Annotated in this window: 15 protein-coding genes; 3 read left to right on the top strand and 12 right to left on the bottom strand. The window is 59.4% G+C overall.

Annotation, left to right across the window (positions count from 1 at the left end; genetic code table 11):
* Positions 1-209 precede the first annotated feature (209 nt).
* From PMA3_RS00675 to PMA3_RS00725, 11 genes are all read right to left on the bottom strand, one after another.
* The gene (locus PMA3_RS00675; RefSeq protein ID WP_064675366.1) at positions 210-854 is read right to left on the bottom strand and encodes a methionine ABC transporter permease; all 645 of its coding nucleotides are present in this window, start codon (positions 852-854) and stop codon (positions 210-212) included.
* Entirely contained in the window at positions 844-1,977 is a 1,134-nt protein-coding gene (locus PMA3_RS00680; protein WP_064675367.1) for a methionine ABC transporter ATP-binding protein, read from the bottom strand. Before PMA3_RS00680 ends, PMA3_RS00675 begins: the two co-directional genes overlap by 11 nt.
* Before the next feature lie 2 nt (positions 1,978-1,979).
* Positions 1,980-2,789: a MetQ/NlpA family ABC transporter substrate-binding protein gene (locus PMA3_RS00685; RefSeq protein WP_064675368.1), complete on the bottom strand. Its 810-nt coding sequence runs from the start codon at positions 2,787-2,789 to the stop codon at positions 1,980-1,982.
* 128 nt (positions 2,790-2,917) lie between these two features.
* Complete coding sequence (locus PMA3_RS00690) at positions 2,918-4,285, bottom strand: LLM class flavin-dependent oxidoreductase (RefSeq protein ID WP_064675369.1); 1,368 nt, start codon at positions 4,283-4,285, stop codon at positions 2,918-2,920.
* Positions 4,285-5,478, bottom strand: coding sequence for an SfnB family sulfur acquisition oxidoreductase (locus PMA3_RS00695; RefSeq protein WP_064675370.1), 1,194 nt, complete (start codon positions 5,476-5,478; stop codon positions 4,285-4,287). The genes PMA3_RS00690 and PMA3_RS00695 overlap by 1 nt, the downstream gene beginning before the upstream one ends.
* Before the next feature lie 38 nt (positions 5,479-5,516).
* Positions 5,517-6,758, bottom strand: a complete 1,242-nt coding sequence (locus PMA3_RS00700) for an SfnB family sulfur acquisition oxidoreductase (RefSeq protein ID WP_064675371.1) — start codon at positions 6,756-6,758, stop codon at positions 5,517-5,519.
* Between the two features lie 325 nt (positions 6,759-7,083).
* Positions 7,084-7,848: a hypothetical protein gene (locus PMA3_RS00705; protein WP_064675372.1), complete on the bottom strand. Its 765-nt coding sequence runs from the start codon at positions 7,846-7,848 to the stop codon at positions 7,084-7,086.
* A gap of 477 nt (positions 7,849-8,325) precedes the next feature.
* The gene (tcyN, locus tag PMA3_RS00710) at positions 8,326-9,081 is read right to left on the bottom strand and encodes an L-cystine ABC transporter ATP-binding protein TcyN (RefSeq protein WP_064675373.1); all 756 of its coding nucleotides are present in this window, start codon (positions 9,079-9,081) and stop codon (positions 8,326-8,328) included.
* 4 nt (positions 9,082-9,085) lie between these two features.
* Positions 9,086-9,751, bottom strand: a complete 666-nt coding sequence (gene tcyL / locus PMA3_RS00715; protein ID WP_010464804.1) for a cystine ABC transporter permease — start codon at positions 9,749-9,751, stop codon at positions 9,086-9,088.
* Positions 9,751-10,545, bottom strand: a complete 795-nt coding sequence (gene tcyJ / locus PMA3_RS00720) for a cystine ABC transporter substrate-binding protein (RefSeq protein WP_064675374.1) — start codon at positions 10,543-10,545, stop codon at positions 9,751-9,753. Before tcyJ ends, tcyL begins: the two co-directional genes overlap by 1 nt.
* A 293-nt stretch (positions 10,546-10,838) precedes the next feature.
* Entirely contained in the window at positions 10,839-11,831 is a 993-nt protein-coding gene (locus PMA3_RS00725) for a D-cysteine desulfhydrase (RefSeq protein WP_064675375.1), read from the bottom strand.
* 299 nt (positions 11,832-12,130) lie between these two features.
* Here PMA3_RS00725 and epsC point away from each other — a divergent pair, with 299 nt between their 5' ends.
* Together epsC and betT are read left to right on the top strand one after the other, a co-directional pair.
* Positions 12,131-13,057 carry a serine O-acetyltransferase EpsC gene (gene epsC, locus PMA3_RS00730; RefSeq protein ID WP_064675376.1) on the top strand — a complete coding sequence of 309 codons (927 nt, stop codon included), beginning with the start codon at positions 12,131-12,133 and terminating at the stop codon, positions 13,055-13,057.
* Between the two features lie 421 nt (positions 13,058-13,478).
* On the top strand, positions 13,479-15,434 hold the full coding sequence (gene betT, locus PMA3_RS00735) for a choline transporter BetT (RefSeq protein ID WP_167355126.1): 1,956 nt from the start codon (positions 13,479-13,481) through the stop codon (positions 15,432-15,434).
* Positions 15,435-15,459: 25 nt separating this feature from the next.
* Here the strand turns inward: betT and PMA3_RS00740 are convergent, their stop codons facing one another.
* Complete coding sequence (locus tag PMA3_RS00740; protein ID WP_064675378.1) at positions 15,460-15,720, bottom strand: hypothetical protein; 261 nt, start codon at positions 15,718-15,720, stop codon at positions 15,460-15,462.
* A 331-nt stretch (positions 15,721-16,051) separates the two neighbouring features.
* Between PMA3_RS00740 and mgrA the strand changes: the two genes are divergently transcribed.
* On the top strand, positions 16,052-17,089 hold the full coding sequence (mgrA, locus tag PMA3_RS00750) for an L-glyceraldehyde 3-phosphate reductase (protein WP_064675380.1): 1,038 nt from the start codon (positions 16,052-16,054) through the stop codon (positions 17,087-17,089).
* The last annotated feature ends 86 nt before the right edge of the window (positions 17,090-17,175 follow it).

Consider the following 17,175-nt stretch of genomic DNA (forward strand, 5'->3'; position numbering starts at 1 on the left):
TCAGTGATGAGCAGTGACGGACGAAGACCAGGCACGGAAATCTGTCGGCGCAAGCGTGCGGAATAATCTAGGAAACGTCCTGCAATTGGAAGGAATTGGCCCTGTAGGAAGCCCGTTTTTACTGTAGGAAAACTTACCTTTCGACCGTGAATGACTTGTGACGAGGGAGCAAGCTCCCTCGCCACAAAAGCCTCGCAACGCCATCAGCCTCAGCGTTTGTTAAGACTTCGCGCCAACCGATCCCCGCCTAACTGAATCACCGCCACCAACACCACCAACAACACAATCACCGTCAACATGATCTGGCTGTCAAACCGCTGGTAGCCATACCGATAGGCAATATCCCCCAGCCCACCAGCACCTATCGCCCCGGCCATGGCCGAGGAGTTGATCATCGTCACCAAGGTGATGGTGAACCCCCCGACAATCCCCGGCAACGCTTCAGGCAGCAGTACATGCCAGACGATGTGCCAACGCCGACACCCCATCGCCTGCGCCGCTTCTATCAACCCATGATCAACCTCACGCAAGCTGACTTCCGCGATGCGCGCAAAGAACGGCGTGGCGGCGATGGTCAGCGGCACTACGGCGGCCCAGACACCGTAAGTGGTGCCGACAATCAACCGGGTAAACGGAATCAGCGCCACCATCAAAATCAGGAACGGAATCGAGCGAAACAGGTTCACGAACGCGCCTAATGCGCGATTCAGTGCCGGCGCTTCGTAGATGCTACCCTTGGCGCTCGTCACCAGGATCACCGCCAAGGGAATGCCCGCCAGCAGCGCAATCAACGACGACACACCGACCATCAGGAAGGTGTCGATGAAACCTTGCAGCAAGCGATCAAACCACATAGCCCAATACCTCCACCTGTTGCGCCCAACTGCCGGCGCGTTGACGCAATGCTTCGGCTCCGAGGGACGAACCGGTTACCGCCAGCAGCAGTTGCCCGAGCGCATGGCCCTGAATCCGTTCGATGCCACCTTGCAGCAAGCGCACGCGACCGCCCAGGGCAGCGAACAGCGCCGCCAGATCCGGCTCATCCGTGGCGCTGCCGGTGAATTGCAAGCGCAGCACAACAGCGTCATCCGAAGATTGCGGCTGCGAGCGCAAACGGTTTTGCAATTCTTCCGGCAACGCGTGTTGCAACGGCGCCAGCAAGGTCTTGCTGACCTCATGCTGCGGGTTGCCGAACACCTCCCACACCGGTCCTTGCTCGACGATGCGTCCGTGCTCCAGCACCACGACCCGGTCGCAGATATCGCGAATCACCGCCATCTCATGCGTGATCAACACAATGGTCAGACCCAGACGCTGATTGATCTCGCGCAGCAGGCCGAGGATCGATTGCGTGGTCTCCGGATCCAGCGCTGAAGTCGCTTCGTCGCACAGCAAAATAGCCGGGTCGTGCACCAGCGCCCGGGCGATGCCGACACGCTGTTTCTGCCCGCCGGACAGCTGCGCCGGATAGGCTTTGTGTTTCTCTTGCAGGCCTACCAGTTCCAGTAATTCACGGACTTTCCGCTCGCGTTTTTCCTTCGGCACTCCGGCGACCTTCAGCGGCAACTCAACGTTCTGCCAAACGGTCTTGGCCGACATCAGGTTGAAGTGCTGGAAGATCATGCCAATGCGCCGACGCAGCGTTACCAGGCGGTCTTCATCGAACTCGCCGATATCGACCTGGTCGATCAGCACGCGTCCGGTGCTCGGTTGTTCAAGGCGGTTGATGGTGCGGATCAGCGACGATTTGCCGGCGCCGCTGCGACCGATGATGCCGAACACTTCACCGCGCTGGATCGCCAGGTCGATGCCGTGCAATGCCGCCACTGGACCTTGCTGGCCGTTGTAGGTTTTGCCCAGGCCGATGAAGCGCACGTGGGCGCGATTAAGGTCCGGGTGCAGTTCGGTCTGTTCGACATGCTCGGGGATAGGGCGGGGCTCTGGAGTTTCCAGTCGCCGTTGGATGGCGGCCGTCATGCTCAGCTTTCCCAGCCGGCTTGGTAGAGCTTGCCATGGGCTTTATCCAGGGCTGCGCGAACGGCGGGTGAGTGCTGATAGATGTCGACGAACTTGATCAGGCGCGGGTCGGTTTTGCTTGTCGGCTGGATCACGAACTGAATCACGTATTCCTTGTGATCGAGGCCGTCGAACAGCAGGGCCGAGCCGGCATCGAAAGTCTTCGCCAGGCGGATGTAGGCCGGGTAGCCCTGGACCAGGTCGGCGTCGTCATAGGCCCGCACCAGTTGCACGGCCTCGACCTGCAGAATTTTTATTTTCTTCGGGTTGGCGATGATGTCTTCTTCGGTGGCCTTGTAGCCGACCCCCGGCTTAAGGGTGATCAGCCCGGCCTTGGCCAGCAGTTGCAGACCACGCCCGCTGTTGATCGGGTCGTTGGCGATCGCCACGCTGGCGCCTTCGGGCAGCTCGTCGAAACTTTTGTATTTTTTCGAGTACAGGCCGACGTTATTGATGATCCCCGGGGCGAAGGGCACCAGGTCAAAACCGGCGGCGGCCTTGGCGTTTTCCAGGAACGGGATGTGCTGGAAGTAGTTCACGTCGATGTCGCCTGCGGCGAGGCTGACGTTGGGGGCGATCCAGTCGCTGAATTCCACCAGGTCGACTTGCAGGCCTTGTTTTTTGGCTTCTTCGACGGCGGCCTCCAGGGGGATGGCGAAGGCGGCGGTGGTGCCGACTTTCAGCGGTGCGTCGGCGGCGAAGAGGGTGGAGCTGAAGAGGCCGAGGGCCAGGGCCAGTGCTTTGACTGGGTGAGAGAGGTGGTTCTTTTTCATGATGGGGTTTCCAGTCAGTGCATTAAATTTTTGGTGTCTGTTCGGGCCTCATCGCTGGCAAGCCAGCTCCCACAGGGATTGTGTGAACACCCGAGAACACTGTGGGAGCGGGCTTGCCCGCGATGCTTTTAACGGCGAAACGCCGATCCCGTATGTTGCGCAGGCAAATGCGCCCCTTCGTGAAACAGCTTTTCGCGCAAAGAGCCATTGTCGTAAGCCGTCTTGTACGACCCCCGACGCTGCAATTCCGGAACCACCAGCTCAATGAAATCCACATAGCTTTCCGGAGTGACAATCCGTGTCAGGTTGAAGCCATCGAGCCCGGTTTCGGCAATCCATGATTCCAGCTCATCAGCCACTTGCCCTGGCGAGCCAACCACCGTGATGTAGCGTCCGCCAAGAGCGTGTTGCTCGAGCAATTTGCGTCGGGTCCAGTCGTTGTTTTGCAGGTTTTTGGTGGCGGACTGAATCGCGTTGCTCTTCACGTACTGGATCGGTTCGTCGATGTCGTACTCGGAAAAATCGATCCCGGTGGACGCCGAAAAATGCGCCACCCCGGCTTCGGCACTGGCATAGCTCAGGTACTCGGCATGCTTGGCCCAGGCTTGTTCTTCAGTGGCGCCGACAATCACATTCAGCCCCATGAACACCTTGATGTCCTCGGGGTTGCGACCGGCTTCGACCGCACTGGCGCGAACCTTGTCCACCTGAGCCTTGGTCGACGGTTTGTTCTGGCCGCTGATGAAGACGCATTCGGCATGGCGCCCGGCGAACTGCAAACCACGATCGGAACTGCCCGCCTGGAACAGCACCGGCGTGCGTTGCGGCGACGGCTCGCAGAGGTGATAGCCCTCGACCTGATAGAACTCGCCCTTGTGCTCGACCTTGTGCACTTTCTCCGGTTGGGCGTAGATCCGTTGCTTTGGATCGTTGAGCACCGCGCCGTCTTCCCAGCTGCCTTCCCAGAGTTTGTAGAGCACTTGCAGGTATTCGTCGGCCTGGTCGTAACGACGGTCGTGCTCGACCTGTTCGCTCAGGCCCATGGCCTTGGCGGCGCTGTCGAGGTAGCCGGTGACGATGTTCCAGCCGACCCGGCCGCGGCTCAGGTGATCGAGTGTCGACAGGCGTCGGGCGAACAGGTAGGGCGGTTCGTAGGTCAGGTTGGCGGTCAGGCCGAAGCCGAGGTTTTTGGTGACGGCGGCCATGGCCGAGACCAGGAGCAGCGGATCGTTGACCGGCAACTGAATCGACTCTTTCAGCGGTACGTCCACCGAGTTCTGGTAAACGTCGTACACCCCGACGATGTCGGCGATGAACAGTCCATCGAACAGCCCGCGCTCCAACAGTTGCGCCAGTTCGGTCCAGTATTCGATGGTTTTGTACTGAGTGGAGTTGTCCCGTGGATGCGTCCACAGGCCGTGGTTGATGTGGCCGATGCAATTCATGTTGAAGGCGTTGAGCAGGATCTTTTTTTTGCTCGTTTGAGGCGTCGCCATTAGAGGGTCCCCCGCAACGGCGGGTTTTCATCGTTGAGGTAGTAGTTGCCGACGGCGTGATACTTCCAGCGCACCGGGTCGTGCAGGGTATGCACCCGAGCGTTGCGCCAGTGACGATCCAGACCATGTTCGGCCAGCGTGGCCTGACTGCCGGCCAGTTCGAACAGCGTGCTGCCGGCGGCAAGAGAAATTTCGGTGCTGATGGCCCGGGCTTCGGCGACGGCAATCGACGCGGCGGCGACGGTCTGTGCGTCAGTCTGGGCCTGGGCCTTGTCGAGGAATTCGCCGGCGCGTTCCAGCAGCGCTTCGGTGGCGTGCAGGCGAATGCTCAAGTGACCGAAGCTCTTGATGGTCAGGGGGTCTTCGGTGGCTTTGTCGTTGCCGGAATCGATCCACGGCCGGGTCTTGGTGCGCACGAAGTGCAACGCATCTTCATAGGCGGCGCGAGCGATGCCGGTGTCGATGGCGGCATGAAGAATCTGTGCCAGCGGGCCGACGGTGGTCGGACGTTCGAAAGCGCTCTGGAACGGGATCACGTCTTCGGCGGCGACAAAGACGTCTTCGAATACCACCGAACCGCTGCCGGTGGTGCGCTGGCCGAAACCGCTCCAGTCGTCGATGACCGTCAGGCCCTTGCTGTTGCGGGGCACGAAGGCCAATTGCTGCACGCCGTGTTCATCCACCACCGAGGTCGGGATGCGTTGGGCGTAGATGGCGCCAGTGGCGTAGAACTTGCGGCCGTTGATGCGGTAACCCTCACCGTCGCGAGTCAGGCTTGTGACGCGATCGTGGGCGGTTTTTGTGCCGAGTTCGGCCAGTGCGTTGCCGAAGCGCTGACCGGCCAACACTTCTGCGTACAGACGTTTTTTCTGTTCGGCGCTGCCATTCACCCGAAGCACTTCGAGGGCATAGAAATGGTTCTGCGGAATCTGTCCAAGCGAGCCGTCAGCCTGGGCAATCAGTGCGATCACCTTGGCCAGCGTGACATTGGAAACACCGGCACCGCCGTACTCCTTGGGCACGCTGATGCCCCATAGGCCCGAGCGGGAAAACACTTCGAGTTCCGGGTGTGGCAAACGCCGTTCGCGGTCGCGCAGGGCGCTGTCGCGTTTGAAATCCTCGGCCAGGTCACTGGCGACAATCAGGGCTTGCTCATCGCTGGTTATGACCGCGACGTGGTGAGAAAAAGTCATGTGTTTCTCCAGAGATCTGGTCAAAAGGGTTCTGGTCGTCAAATCCAGGAGTGGCGAGCGGGCAGCGTGCCGTTCAGGTGATAGGTGCCAACGGCGTGGTATTTCCAGCGAACGGGATCGTGCAGGGTGTGCACGCGAGCATTGCGCCAGTGACGGTCGAGGTTGAATTCGGCGAGGGTGGCGCGGCTGCCGGCCAGCTCGAAGAGTTTTTCGCTGGCCAGCAGCGAGATCTCGGTGGTCAGCACCTTCGCTTCGGCCACGGCAATCGATGCGCGCGCAGCGGACTCGGCAGTGAGCGGTGCGGCATGGACCTGATCGAGCACCTGCCCGGCCTTGCGCAACAAGGCTTCGGCGGCGTGCAGCTCGATTTTCAGTTTGCCGATGTCGGCGATCACGTAGAGGTCATCGCTGGCCCTGTCGACCTTGGCATCGATCCATGGCCGGGCCCGGGTTTTCACGAACTCAATGGCGTCGTCGATGGCGCCCCGGGCGATACCGGCGTCGATGGCCGCTTGAATCAATTGCGATACCGCCCCCTGGGTATTCGGCTTGTCGTTGAGCTTCCAGGTATCCACCACCAGCTCGGCGTCGACCCGCACGTTGTTGAGCAAAATCGTGCCGCTGGCGGTGGTGCGCTGACCGAAACCGGACCAGTCATCCACGATGCGCAGACCGGGCGTGCCGCGCCGGACGAAGGCCAGCACTTGCCTGCCATCGTCGTTCAGCGCCTTGACCGCGACCCAGTGGGCGAACAGGGCGCCGGTCGAATAGAACTTCTGGCCGTTGATGACGAAGCCATCGCCTTCGGCGGTGATCCGCGCTTTGAGTTCAAGGGTGTTTTTGGTGCCGCGTTCCGGTCCGGCATTCCCGATCCGCCAGCCTTCGAGTACGCTTTTGAACAGCTGCTTTTTCTGTGCTTCAGTGGCGCTGCCGAGCACCAGGTTGAGAATGCCGAACTGGTTCTGCGGAATTTGCCCGAGGGCCGGGTCGGCTGCGGAAATGATCGCGAACACCTCGGCCAGGGTGACGAATGAAACCTGTGGGCCACCGTACTCGCGCGCAATGGCGATGCTGCCCAGCCCGCAGCGGGTGAACTGTTCGATTTCCGACCACGGCAGCTTGCGCTGGCGGTCACGTTTGGCCGCTTGCAGGCGGGCGACTTGCGCCAGCTCATGGGCGGCTTTGATGGCTTGGGCGTCATTGCGCAAGACTTGCGCGGGCAACAACAAGGGGGCGATGTCCAGATCACTCTGAACGATTGCATCGGCCAGACTGGACATCAGTGCCGCTCCTTGGCTGCACGCAATGCCCTGGCGATCTGCACTTGGGTGATTGTGTTCCGGACCATACCTACCTCACATCTCATGAAAACGCCGCGATCAGTGCGGCGAACGAAAACAAGAATGTCCGGTGGTCCGGTGCATATACCCTAAGCGTGTATAAAAATAAAATAAACTAACTTTAAGGAATATAGATAGAAGAGGTGGCACATATCCCTGTAGGAGCGAAGCTTGCTCGCGATGATCGTTAACGATAACGCGTGCTTACTGGCTAAACGCGGCGCTCTTGGGTCCATCGCGAGCAAGCTTCGCTCCTACAGGGATCTCAGTGTTTGCGGGCTTCGGCCGCCATGAGCAGTTCCTTCGGCCGGGCCTTCAAGTACGGGTTCGCACAACCAATCTTCAACCGGCGCGGCGGTGCCCAGCGCGAGTTGTTACCGACCCGATCGAGGATGCAGTACGTCACTTCCAGCCGAAGGTCTTCCCCGGCCTCGAGAATGATTGCCGGTGGCACCCAGACCTGGATCGGCCGGCCGACGTCGCAAGCCTTGAGAATGGGCAGGTCCATGCGCACATCGCCCCAGCGCAGGGTGATTTCGTCGTCGGCGGCCATGTTCAGGTACGGCTCGATGGTCACCGGAACGCCGCGCTTGATCTGATTCGGATTGACCCCCTGGCGGCGAATCGTCTCGGGGAGGCTCACTGGCGCCAGGCTCTGGTTTTCGTCGTCGAACATCGCGGACGGTTGGCCCCCGGGACAGTCGAGTTTGATCTGGACGCGTACGGCGGGTGACAGGGCTGCACCCTGCCCGACTTGCATGATCCGGTAGTGGATGCGGGAAGCGCCGTTGGCGATAAAGCTTTCCGGTACCCGCAGGCTGACCGTGTTGCCGACATCATGGGTACTCAGTACCCGGGAGGCCACGTAGCAGTTGTCCCAGAACAGTTCGATCAGGTCGCCTTCATCCATGCCGGGATAGGGCGCCACGTCGACCAGCAGGTGAGCCGCCGAGGTGATGTTGATACCGTTCTTGTGTGATTGCGCCAGAGAGGGCGCGGCCAGTTCGGGTTTGTTCGAGGTGCTTTTCATGGGTTCTCCTTGAAGTCGTGCAACGAAGTCCATTTCTGAAATAAAAATGCGAATTCCAAACAACAACATCGCTCATTACTTGAATTGAATAATGATTGAACGCGATGAGAATCAATTGCTGGAAGCTAGATAAGAGTGAACTTGAATAGGTGTCAATAGAACGGAATAGTCAAATACAACATCCGGCATAATTCAGAAAGTTCCTACGCGTTGAGGTTAAGAAGCCCTCTCGACCTGTCGAAGATTACCGTTAAATCTCGCGGTTTTCTGCAGATGAGGCGGTGGTTGCACGTCTGTCACCAAATGTCAGGCTCCAGAGTATTGGTTGTGGTCAATCTGTGACAGGGCCTGTAAATGTATCGCGCGCGCTGACAAGAAGTTATGCGTTGTACGCAAACATCAACTAAGTGCAGGGAGATTGATTGAAGGGAGGAGGGACTTCCATCCATGGAAGTTGACCCGTATTGCGCGGGTGGTTCAGGAGTGGGCGTTATTCAGAAATTTGCTGAGAAACTGTTTCGTCCGTTCTTCTTTCGGGTTGGCAAACAATGCCTTGGCTTCGCCTTGCTCGACGATCACCCCTTTATCGAAAAAGACCACACGGTTGGCCACGTCCCGGGCGAACCCCATTTCGTGGGTGACGATGACCATGGTGCGTCTTTCTTCAGCCAGGCTGCGGATGGTCGCCAGTACTTCGCCGACCAACTCGGGGTCGAGGGCCGAGGTTGGTTCGTCGAACAGAATCACTTCCGGCTCCATCGCCAGCGCACGGGCAATGGCCACACGCTGTTGCTGGCCACCGGACAAGCGACGCGGATAAGCGTCTTCCTTGCCCGCCAGACCGACCCTGGCCATCAGTTTTTTACCCAAGGCAATGGCTTCGGCCTGGGGCATTTTTTTCACGATGATCGGGCCTTCGATGACGTTTTCCAGCGCGGTCCGATGGGGGAACAGGTTGAAGTTCTGGAACACGAAGCCCACGTGCTGCCGCAGGCGACGCACCAGGCTCTGCTGCTGGTTCAAGGGGCGGCTGCCATCGATCTCGATGTCACCGACCTTGATCCGGCCGCTGGTGGGTTCCTCCAGGAAGTTCAGGCAACGCAGGAAGGTGGTTTTACCCGAGCCGCTAGGCCCGATGATCGCCACCACCTCGCCTTCCTTCACTTGCAGATCGATGCCGTTGAGCACCACTTGACCCTTGAACTGCTTTGTCAGTTTTTCCACGACAATCATTGGGTCAGGACTCCTGGTCGTGCCGGTTGACCCGCTCTTCCAACTTGTTCTGCAGGTGCGAGAGCACCGTGGCCAGAATCCAGTAGATCAGTGCGGCGGCAAGGTACATGGTGAACACTTCGAAGGTGCGTGCTGTGATCAGCTGCGCCTGGCGGAACAGCTCCGGCACCTGGATGGTGGCGGCCAGCGCAGTGTCCTTGACCAGCGAAATGAAGCTGTTGCCCAGCGGCGGCAATGCGGTGCGCATCGCTTGCGGGATGATGGCCCGGCGCAGGGTCTGCGCACGGGTCATGCCGATGCTGGCGGCAGCTTCCCACTGACCGCGCTCGATGGAGCTGATCGCGGAACGCAGGATTTCACAGGCGTAAGCGGCCATGTTCAGCGAGAAGCCGATCAGGGCCGCCGGCAGCGGATCGAGTTCCATGCCCAACTGCGGCAAGCCGTAATAGATCACGAACAGTTGTACCAGCAACGGCGTACCGCGAAAGAACGACACGTAGATGCGGGCGATCCAGCTCACCAGCTTGAAGCGCGACAGTCGCATCAGTGCCAGGCCGAAGCCCAGCATGAGGCCGAAGAACATCCCGCCCAGGCTCAAGATGACCGTGTAGTAGGCCCCTTTGAGCAGGAAGGGCAAGGAGTCCAGTGCGAGTTGGAAAGCTTCTTCCATTATTGAGTGACGTCAGCGCTGAAGTACTTTTCCGAAAGCTTTTTCAGCGTACCGTCGGCCCGCAGCTTGTCGATGGCTTTGTTCACCGCAGCCAACAACTCAGGCTCGCCTTTGCGCAGGGCAATACCGGCTTCCTGACGGGAGAACGCTTCGCCGGCGGCGACAGTGTCCTTGGCCTTCTTGGCGTATTCCAGTGCGGCGAGGCGGTCGATCAGAATGGCGTCGATGCGGCCGACGCGCAGATCCTGGAACTTGGTCGGATCATCGTCATAGGTCTTGATGATGGCTTTCGGTTGGTTGTCCTTGAGCCATTGTTCGTAGTTGGTGCCCAGGCCTACACCGACTTTCTTGCCGGCGAGATCGGCGGCGGTCTTGATGGTGTCTTTGTTCTTGGTCAGAACCAGCGCCTGTATCCCGGAAACGGTGTACGGCTCGGAGAAGTCATACTTCTTCTTGCGCTCTTCGGAAATGGTCACCTGGTTGACCACAGCGTCCAGACGCTTGGATTCCAGAGCTGCAAGAATGCCGTCCCATTTGGTCGGTTGCAGTTTGACCTTCACGCCCAGCTCTTTGGCCAGGGCTTCGGAGAACTCGACTTCGAAGCCGGCCAGTTTGCCGTCGGCGTCGACGAAACTGAACGGAGGGTAAGTGCCTTCCAGACCCACGTTGATCACGCCGGCGTCCTTGATTTTTTGCAGCTGCTCACCGGCAACCGCTTGCCCCAACAGGCCGGCGCTGAGCGCCAGGCCGAGCGAACCGACCAGCAGGTTTCGACGTAGTGCGGAAAAATTCATGACAAGCCCCTGTGTTTTCTTATGAAGACGCTTTTAGGAAAGTTGGCAAATTCGGGATGTGAACGACTGCGATATCCTGCCCTAAAGCAGTCTATGCGTCTTGTTTCAAATTCGCCTGCGGCGCGACTATATGACTAAGTATTTAGAATGGAAAATAATAAATATAAATTTTGTTATTCTTTTTTAGAATATGAGTTTGTCTGTTTTCAAGATCGTTCCAACGCTCCGCTTCCAGTGAGGCGGAGCGTCACGGGCTGCATTCCCTGGCGCAAGCGTGGGAACGATCAATCAACTTACAGAAAGTCTTTATAGGCAAACAACGCCGGCGCCCCACCGGTGTGCAGGAAGATAATCGGCCCCTCATCGAAACGCTGACGCCCAATTCCGTCCAATAACCCGGCCATGGCCTTGCCGGTATAAACGGGGTCGAGCAGCAAACCTTCCTGACTCGCCACCAGTTTCACCGCCGCCAGTGTTCCGGCATTTGGCTCGCCATAGCGCGGGCCGAAATATTCGTCCCACAGTTCGACTTTGAAACTTGCAGGCAGTCTCACATCCAGCAATTTCGCCGTCCGCTCGGCGAGGCCCTGGACCTTCGGTCGCTGATCTTCATCGCTGCGCGAAACCGTGACGCCAATCACCGGCAATTGCGGCAGCGCTTCGCTCAATGCCAGCGCCAGGCCACTGTGCGTGCCGGCGCTGCCAGAGGCCAGAACCACCGCGGCGAAGGTGATGCCGGTGTCCTTGATCTGCTCGGCCAGTTCCAACCCGGCGCGTACATAACCCAACGCGCCCAACGCATTCGAGCCGCCAATCGGAACCAGATACGGCTTTTTGCCGTTGCTGCGCAGTCGTGCGGCCAACGCCTCCAATTGTTCGTCGGCGTTATCCAGGTTCTCTACCAACTCTACCTTGGCATCGAACAGGTCCAGCAACAGCCGATTGCCATTGCCCACATAGTTGGCGTCTTCAGTGCCAAGGGGATTTTCCAGCAGTGCCACACAGCCCAGACCAAGCCTGGCCGCCACGGCGGCGGTTTGGCGCACGTGGTTGGATTGAAGCGCCCCTGCAGTAATCAGCGTGTCTGCGCCTTGCGCCAGGGCATCGGCCGCCAGGTATTCGAGCTTGCGCAGCTTGTTGCCACCCATGGCCAGCGGCGTCAGGTCATCGCGTTTGACATAGAGGTCGCGACCCAGCCAGGTCGACAGGCGTTCGAGTTTTTCCAGTGGCGTAGGGTGGCCGAGCAGATCGAGGCGGTCAAAACGGGCGAGCTGTTGTTTGATCATGGTTTCCGTACTGGCGCAATAAAGGTAGGAGCGAGCTCGCTCGCGATGGTCGCTAACGATAACGCGATAAACCTGACACCCCGCGTCGGGTTTGAATTTTTCGCGAGCAAGCTCGCTCCTACAGGGAGGAGATGTCAGGACTATAGGCACGCCTATTTATCGGGGCAACCGCCAATCGCTTATAGCCAAAAGTGTGTGAGTCAGCACTATTGGTTCTTAATTCGCCGTCCAGACCTTGCCGTAAAGTAATCGCCGTCAGCGCGGCCAGACAGTCCGGCCGCCCATGAGGAGTTTTTACCGTGAGCGAGCGTTCCAGCCATTGGCAATTGCAGACCATCGTCAGTCAGCTGCGTTCGGCGCGTGACGAATGGCGTGCTCAAAACGGCCGCGCCAGCGGTGAGCAGGGCGGTCGCGAGTTGCCTTCCCGAGCGGCCATGGCCGAGATTCTTGAAGCCTTGTGCGGCGCGTTGTTTCCGATGCGCCTGGGCCCGGTGGACCTGCGCGAAGAGAGTGAAGACTTCTATGTCGGCCACACGCTGGACGTGGCATTGAATGCGTTGCTGGCCCAGGCGCGACTGGAACTGCGCTACGCCGCCCGCCACGGCGCCCGGGGCGAGACCGAAGTCGAAGCCAGGACCATTCAAATCATTCAAGACTTCGCCCTCGCCCTGCCAGGCTTGCGCAGTCTGTTGGATACCGACGTGCTGGCGGCCTATCACGGCGACCCGGCAGCGCGCAGCGTCGATGAAGTGTTGCTCTGCTACCCGGGAATCCTGGCGGTGATTCACCATCGCCTCGCCCATCACTTGTATCGCGCCGGGCTGCCGCTGCTGGCGCGGATCAGCGCGGAAATCGCTCACTCGGCCACCGGTATCGACATTCATCCCGGGGCGCAGATCGGGCGCAGCTTCTTTATCGATCATGGAACGGGCGTGGTGATCGGCGAAACCGCGATCATCGGCGAGCGGGTACGGATTTATCAGGCCGTGACCCTGGGTGCCAAACGCTTCCCGGCGGATGAGGACGGTCAGTTGCAGAAGGGGCAGCCGCGACATCCGATTGTCGAGGATGATGTGGTGATCTATGCCGGAGCGACCATCCTGGGCCGGATCACCATCGGCAAGGGCTCGACCATTGGCGGCAACGTCTGGCTGACTCGTAGCGTGCCGGCGGGGAGCAATTTGACTCAGGCGAATCTGCAGCATGATGACGGGACGCAGAAGTAGGGCCCGACATCTCGGTTAACTGACCCGGCCTCTTCGCCGGCAAGCCGGTCTCGCTCCCACAGTTGAACACGTGTTTCAGACAAGCACGGCCTAATGTGGGAGCGAGCCTGCTCGCGAATGGTTTCAAGCCGAACCGGGATAAAGGCATTTAGCTGATTTTCCGCCGAACGAATCCCCCAATCCCCGCGTCATACCCTTCCTTGAGCTAGCGTACAGACACCACCGCCGAGCCCTGCGATTAGTCCTTAGCAACCTATTTATGTTTAACTTGAACGCTCATTCAAGTTAAACCGTCGGTTTGCTGCCCGCTCACAACAGGAGGCTTGCCTTTGCCGAGTCCGTTACTGATTGCCTTGCTCCACCCCCGAGAGGTGCATCTTTCATGAGTGCATCGTCCCTTCCTCCAAGCGGCCAGGTCCGCATGAATCCGCCGGTGTTTTACTTTTCGGCGAGTTTCATTCTGTTGTTCGGCATCGTCGTGATTGTCATGCCCGAACAAGCCGGTGCCTGGTTGCTGGCAGCGCAAAACTGGGCGGCCAATACGGTCGGCTGGTACTACATGCTCGCGATGACCCTGTATCTGGTCTTCGTGGTGGTCACCGCCTTGTCCGGCTACGGCAAGATCAAGCTCGGTGCCGACCACGACGAACCCGAATTCAGTTACCTGTCCTGGGCCGGCATGTTGTTCGCCGCCGGGATCAGCATCACGCTGTTTTTCTTTTGTGTGTCCGAACCGCTGACCCACCTGGCGCAACCGCCTCAGGGTGAGGCGGGTACCGCGGACGCGGCGCGTCAGGCGATGCAGATTCTGTTTCTGCACTGGGGCCTGCACGGCTGGGGCGTGTTCGCCTTCGTCGGCATGGCGCTGGCTTACTTCGCCTATCGCCATAACCTGCCGCTGGCGCTGCGCTCGGCGCTCTATCCGCTGATCGGCAAGCGCATCAACGGTCCGATCGGTTACGCGGTGGATGGCTTCGGCATCATTGCCACGGTGTTCGGCCTCGGCGCGGACATGGGCTTTGGCGTATTGCACCTCAACTCGGGGCTGGACTACCTGTTTGGCATCGCTCATACCCAGTGGATTCAGGTCGGCCTGATCACGCTGATGATGGGCGCGGCGATCCTGGTGGCCGTGTCCGGGGTCGATAAAGGCGTGCGGGTGATGTCCGACATCAACATGCTGCTGGCCTGTGCCCTGCTGTTGTTCGTGCTGTTCGCCGGGCCCACCCAGCACTTGCTCAACACCCTGATCCAGAACATCGGTGATTACCTCGGCGCCTTGCCGATGAAGAGTTTCGACCTCTACGCCTACGACAAACCCAGTGACTGGCTGGGCGGCTGGACAGTGTTCTACTGGGCCTGGTGGATCGCATGGTCGCCGTTCGTGGGCCTGTTTATCGCGCGGATTTCCCGTGGCCGGACCATCCGTGAATTCGTCTTCGGCGTGCTGCTGATTCCGCTGGGCTTTACCCTGGCCTGGATGTCGATCTTCGGCAACAGCGCCATCGATCAAGTGCTCAATCACGGGATGAGCGCGCTGGGCATGTCGGCCATCGAGAATCCGTCGATGACCCTTTACCTGCTGCTGGAAACCTACCCGTGGAGCAAAACCGTGATCGCGGTCACGGTGTTCATCAGCTTCGTGTTCTTCGTCACCTCGGCCGACTCCGGCACCGTGGTGCTGTCGACGCTGTCAGCCAAGGGCGGCAATCCGGATGAAGACGGGCCGAAATGGTTACGGGTGTTCTGGGGCGCAATGACCGCACTGGTGACCAGTGCGCTGCTGTTCTCCGGCAGCATCGATGCACTGAAGTCAGCGGTGGTGCTGACCTCCTTGCCGTTCTCGTTGATTCTGCTGCTGATGATGTGGGGGCTGCACAAGGCGTTCTATCTGGAATCTCAGAAGCAGATCGCGCAGCTGCATTCCCTGGCTCCGGTATCCGGCTCGCGCCGTGGCGGTTGGCGTCAGCGCTTGAGTCAGGCGGTGCATTTCCCGTCGCGGGATGAGGTTTACCGCTTCCTTGAAACCACGGTGCGTCCGGCGATTGAAGAGGTGACGGCGGTATTCGCCGAGAAGGGTTTGCACGTGGTTGCGCAGCCCGATCCGGCCAATGACAGCGTCAGCCTGGAAATCGGCCATGGCGAGCAGCATCCGTTCATCTATCAGGTGCAGATGCGTGGTTATTTCACGCCGTCCTTCGCCCGTGGCGGCATGGGTTCCAAGGAACTCAACAACCGTCGTTACTACCGGGCTGAAGTGCATTTGAGCGAGGGCAGTCAGGACTACGATCTGGTGGGTTACACCAAAGAGCAGGTCATCAACGACATCCTCGACCAGTACGAGCGGCACATGCAGTTTTTGCATTTGGTACGTTGAACCGCAGGCGGCGGAGCTGGAGTGTTCAGGTCTCAGTGCTTAACACCATGAACAACACCAGCGCCGCCACCGGCACGCCAAACACAATGCTGCCGACCACCATTTCTGTCGTGACGGACTGGCCGGCGGTGACCACGCCGACGGCGCCGTTGATCATCGTCAGCGCCAGCCATAGCACGATGAAGCTGTAGGTCAGCGTCTGGCGGCTGAAGCCGATTTTTTCGCCGATGAACAGCATCAGCGCCAGCAGGACCAGGCCGAAGAAAATGATGATGGTGGTGTGCATGGTGTGTTGTCCCCTCAGATGTGTTCCGCCATTGAGGCCGCTTTCGCGAACAGTCTCGCTCCCACGACGATTACCGCGATCCCTGTGGGAGCGAGCTTGCTCGCGATGAGGTCACTGCGGTGCCGGCAAGCGCACGTTATCAATACCGCCTCCCTAACCAGCGTGGTTCCTAGAGCATAGGCGCCGTGAGGCGTGGCGTTTGCGCTCTGACCGGATGTGAAACGTTTCAGCTTTTTCTCGAATCCTGGGTTTATCGGCCTTTGTCCGGGCGTATGCTGGGCCACTTGCGAAGCAATCGATACCAACTTCAAGTCACACAAGAGAGGATTCGATGACCTACACAGCTGCCGAAAACCGCTACGACTCCATCCCTTACCGCCGCGTGGGTCGCAGCGGGCTGGTGCTGCCGGCACTGTCCCTGGGCCTGTGGCACAACTTCGGCGACAGCACGCCGATCGATACCCAGCGCGCCCTGTTGCGCACAGCGTTCGACCTGGGCATCAACCACTTCGACCTGGCCAACAACTATGGACCGCCGTACGGCAGCGCCGAGATCAACTTCGGTCGCTTGTTACGCGAAGACTTCAAGCAGTACCGTGACGAGTTGATCATCTCGAGCAAGGCCGGTTGGGACATGTGGGCCGGCCCCTATGGCCAGGGCGGCGGTTCGCGCAAGTACGTGCTGGCCAGCCTGGATCAGAGCCTGCAGCGCCTGGGCCTGGACTACGTGGACATCTTCTATTCCCACCGCTTCGACCCGGATACCCCGCTGGAAGAAACCGCCAGCGCACTGGCTAGCGCGGTGCAGCAGGGCAAGGCGCTGTACATCGGCATCTCGTCGTATTCCGGGGTGAAAACCCGTGAGATGGCGACGTTGCTCAAAGAGTGGAAAGTACCGTTGCTGATTCACCAGCCTGCTTACAATCTGCTTAACCGTTGGGTAGAAAAGGACCTGTTGGACACCACCGACGAACTCGGCACTGGCGTCATTGCCTTCACGCCGCTGGCGCAGGGATTGCTGACCGACAAATACCTCAATGGCGTGCCGGCGGATGCGCGGGTCAATCGTCCGGGCGGTGGTTCGTTGCAGGCGTCTCATCTGTCTGAAGCCAACATCGCGCATGTGCGTGCATTGAATGAAATCGCCCTGCGTCGCGGTCAGAGCCTGGCGCAGTTGGCATTGGCCTGGACGCTGCGAGACCCACGGGTGACTTCGGCGCTGATCGGCGCGAGCCGGCCGGAGCAGATTATCGAGAATGTCGGGGCGTTGCAGAATCTGAGCTTCAGTTCGCAGGAGTTGGCGGAGATTGACCGGTTTGCCCAGGAGGGCGGGGTTAATCTTTGGGAGAAGCCTTCGACGGCTGAATAAGTGTTCGGCGCCGGGTTTTCCGGCGCCTGAAATACCGCTATCGCGGGCAAGCCCGCTCCCACAGTAGACCTGGTTGATCATAAATC

The organism is Pseudomonas silesiensis, from assembly GCF_001661075.1.
Classification (GTDB): domain Bacteria; phylum Pseudomonadota; class Gammaproteobacteria; order Pseudomonadales; family Pseudomonadaceae; genus Aquipseudomonas; species Aquipseudomonas silesiensis.

Excerpts from the sequence above, each read along its gene's own strand:
- PMA3_RS00675 (WP_064675366.1), bottom strand. The coding sequence starts at position 854 with ATGTGGTTTGATCGCTTGCTGCAAGGTTTCATCGACACCTTCCTGATG.
- PMA3_RS00680 (WP_064675367.1), bottom strand. The coding sequence starts at position 1,977 with ATGACGGCCGCCATCCAACGGCGACTGGAAACTCCAGAGCCCCGCCCT.
- PMA3_RS00685 (WP_064675368.1), bottom strand. The coding sequence starts at position 2,789 with ATGAAAAAGAACCACCTCTCTCACCCAGTCAAAGCACTGGCCCTGGCC.
- PMA3_RS00690 (WP_064675369.1), bottom strand. The coding sequence starts at position 4,285 with ATGGCGACGCCTCAAACGAGCAAAAAAAAGATCCTGCTCAACGCCTTC.
- PMA3_RS00695 (WP_064675370.1), bottom strand. The coding sequence starts at position 5,478 with ATGACTTTTTCTCACCACGTCGCGGTCATAACCAGCGATGAGCAAGCC.
- PMA3_RS00700 (WP_064675371.1), bottom strand. The coding sequence starts at position 6,758 with ATGTCCAGTCTGGCCGATGCAATCGTTCAGAGTGATCTGGACATCGCC.
- PMA3_RS00705 (WP_064675372.1), bottom strand. The coding sequence starts at position 7,848 with ATGAAAAGCACCTCGAACAAACCCGAACTGGCCGCGCCCTCTCTGGCG.
- tcyN (WP_064675373.1), bottom strand. The coding sequence starts at position 9,081 with ATGATTGTCGTGGAAAAACTGACAAAGCAGTTCAAGGGTCAAGTGGTG.
- tcyL (WP_010464804.1), bottom strand. The coding sequence starts at position 9,751 with ATGGAAGAAGCTTTCCAACTCGCACTGGACTCCTTGCCCTTCCTGCTC.
- tcyJ (WP_064675374.1), bottom strand. The coding sequence starts at position 10,545 with ATGAATTTTTCCGCACTACGTCGAAACCTGCTGGTCGGTTCGCTCGGC.
- PMA3_RS00725 (WP_064675375.1), bottom strand. The coding sequence starts at position 11,831 with ATGATCAAACAACAGCTCGCCCGTTTTGACCGCCTCGATCTGCTCGGC.
- betT (WP_167355126.1), top strand. The coding sequence starts at position 13,479 with ATGAATCCGCCGGTGTTTTACTTTTCGGCGAGTTTCATTCTGTTGTTC.
- PMA3_RS00740 (WP_064675378.1), bottom strand. The coding sequence starts at position 15,720 with ATGCACACCACCATCATCATTTTCTTCGGCCTGGTCCTGCTGGCGCTG.
- mgrA (WP_064675380.1), top strand. The coding sequence starts at position 16,052 with ATGACCTACACAGCTGCCGAAAACCGCTACGACTCCATCCCTTACCGC.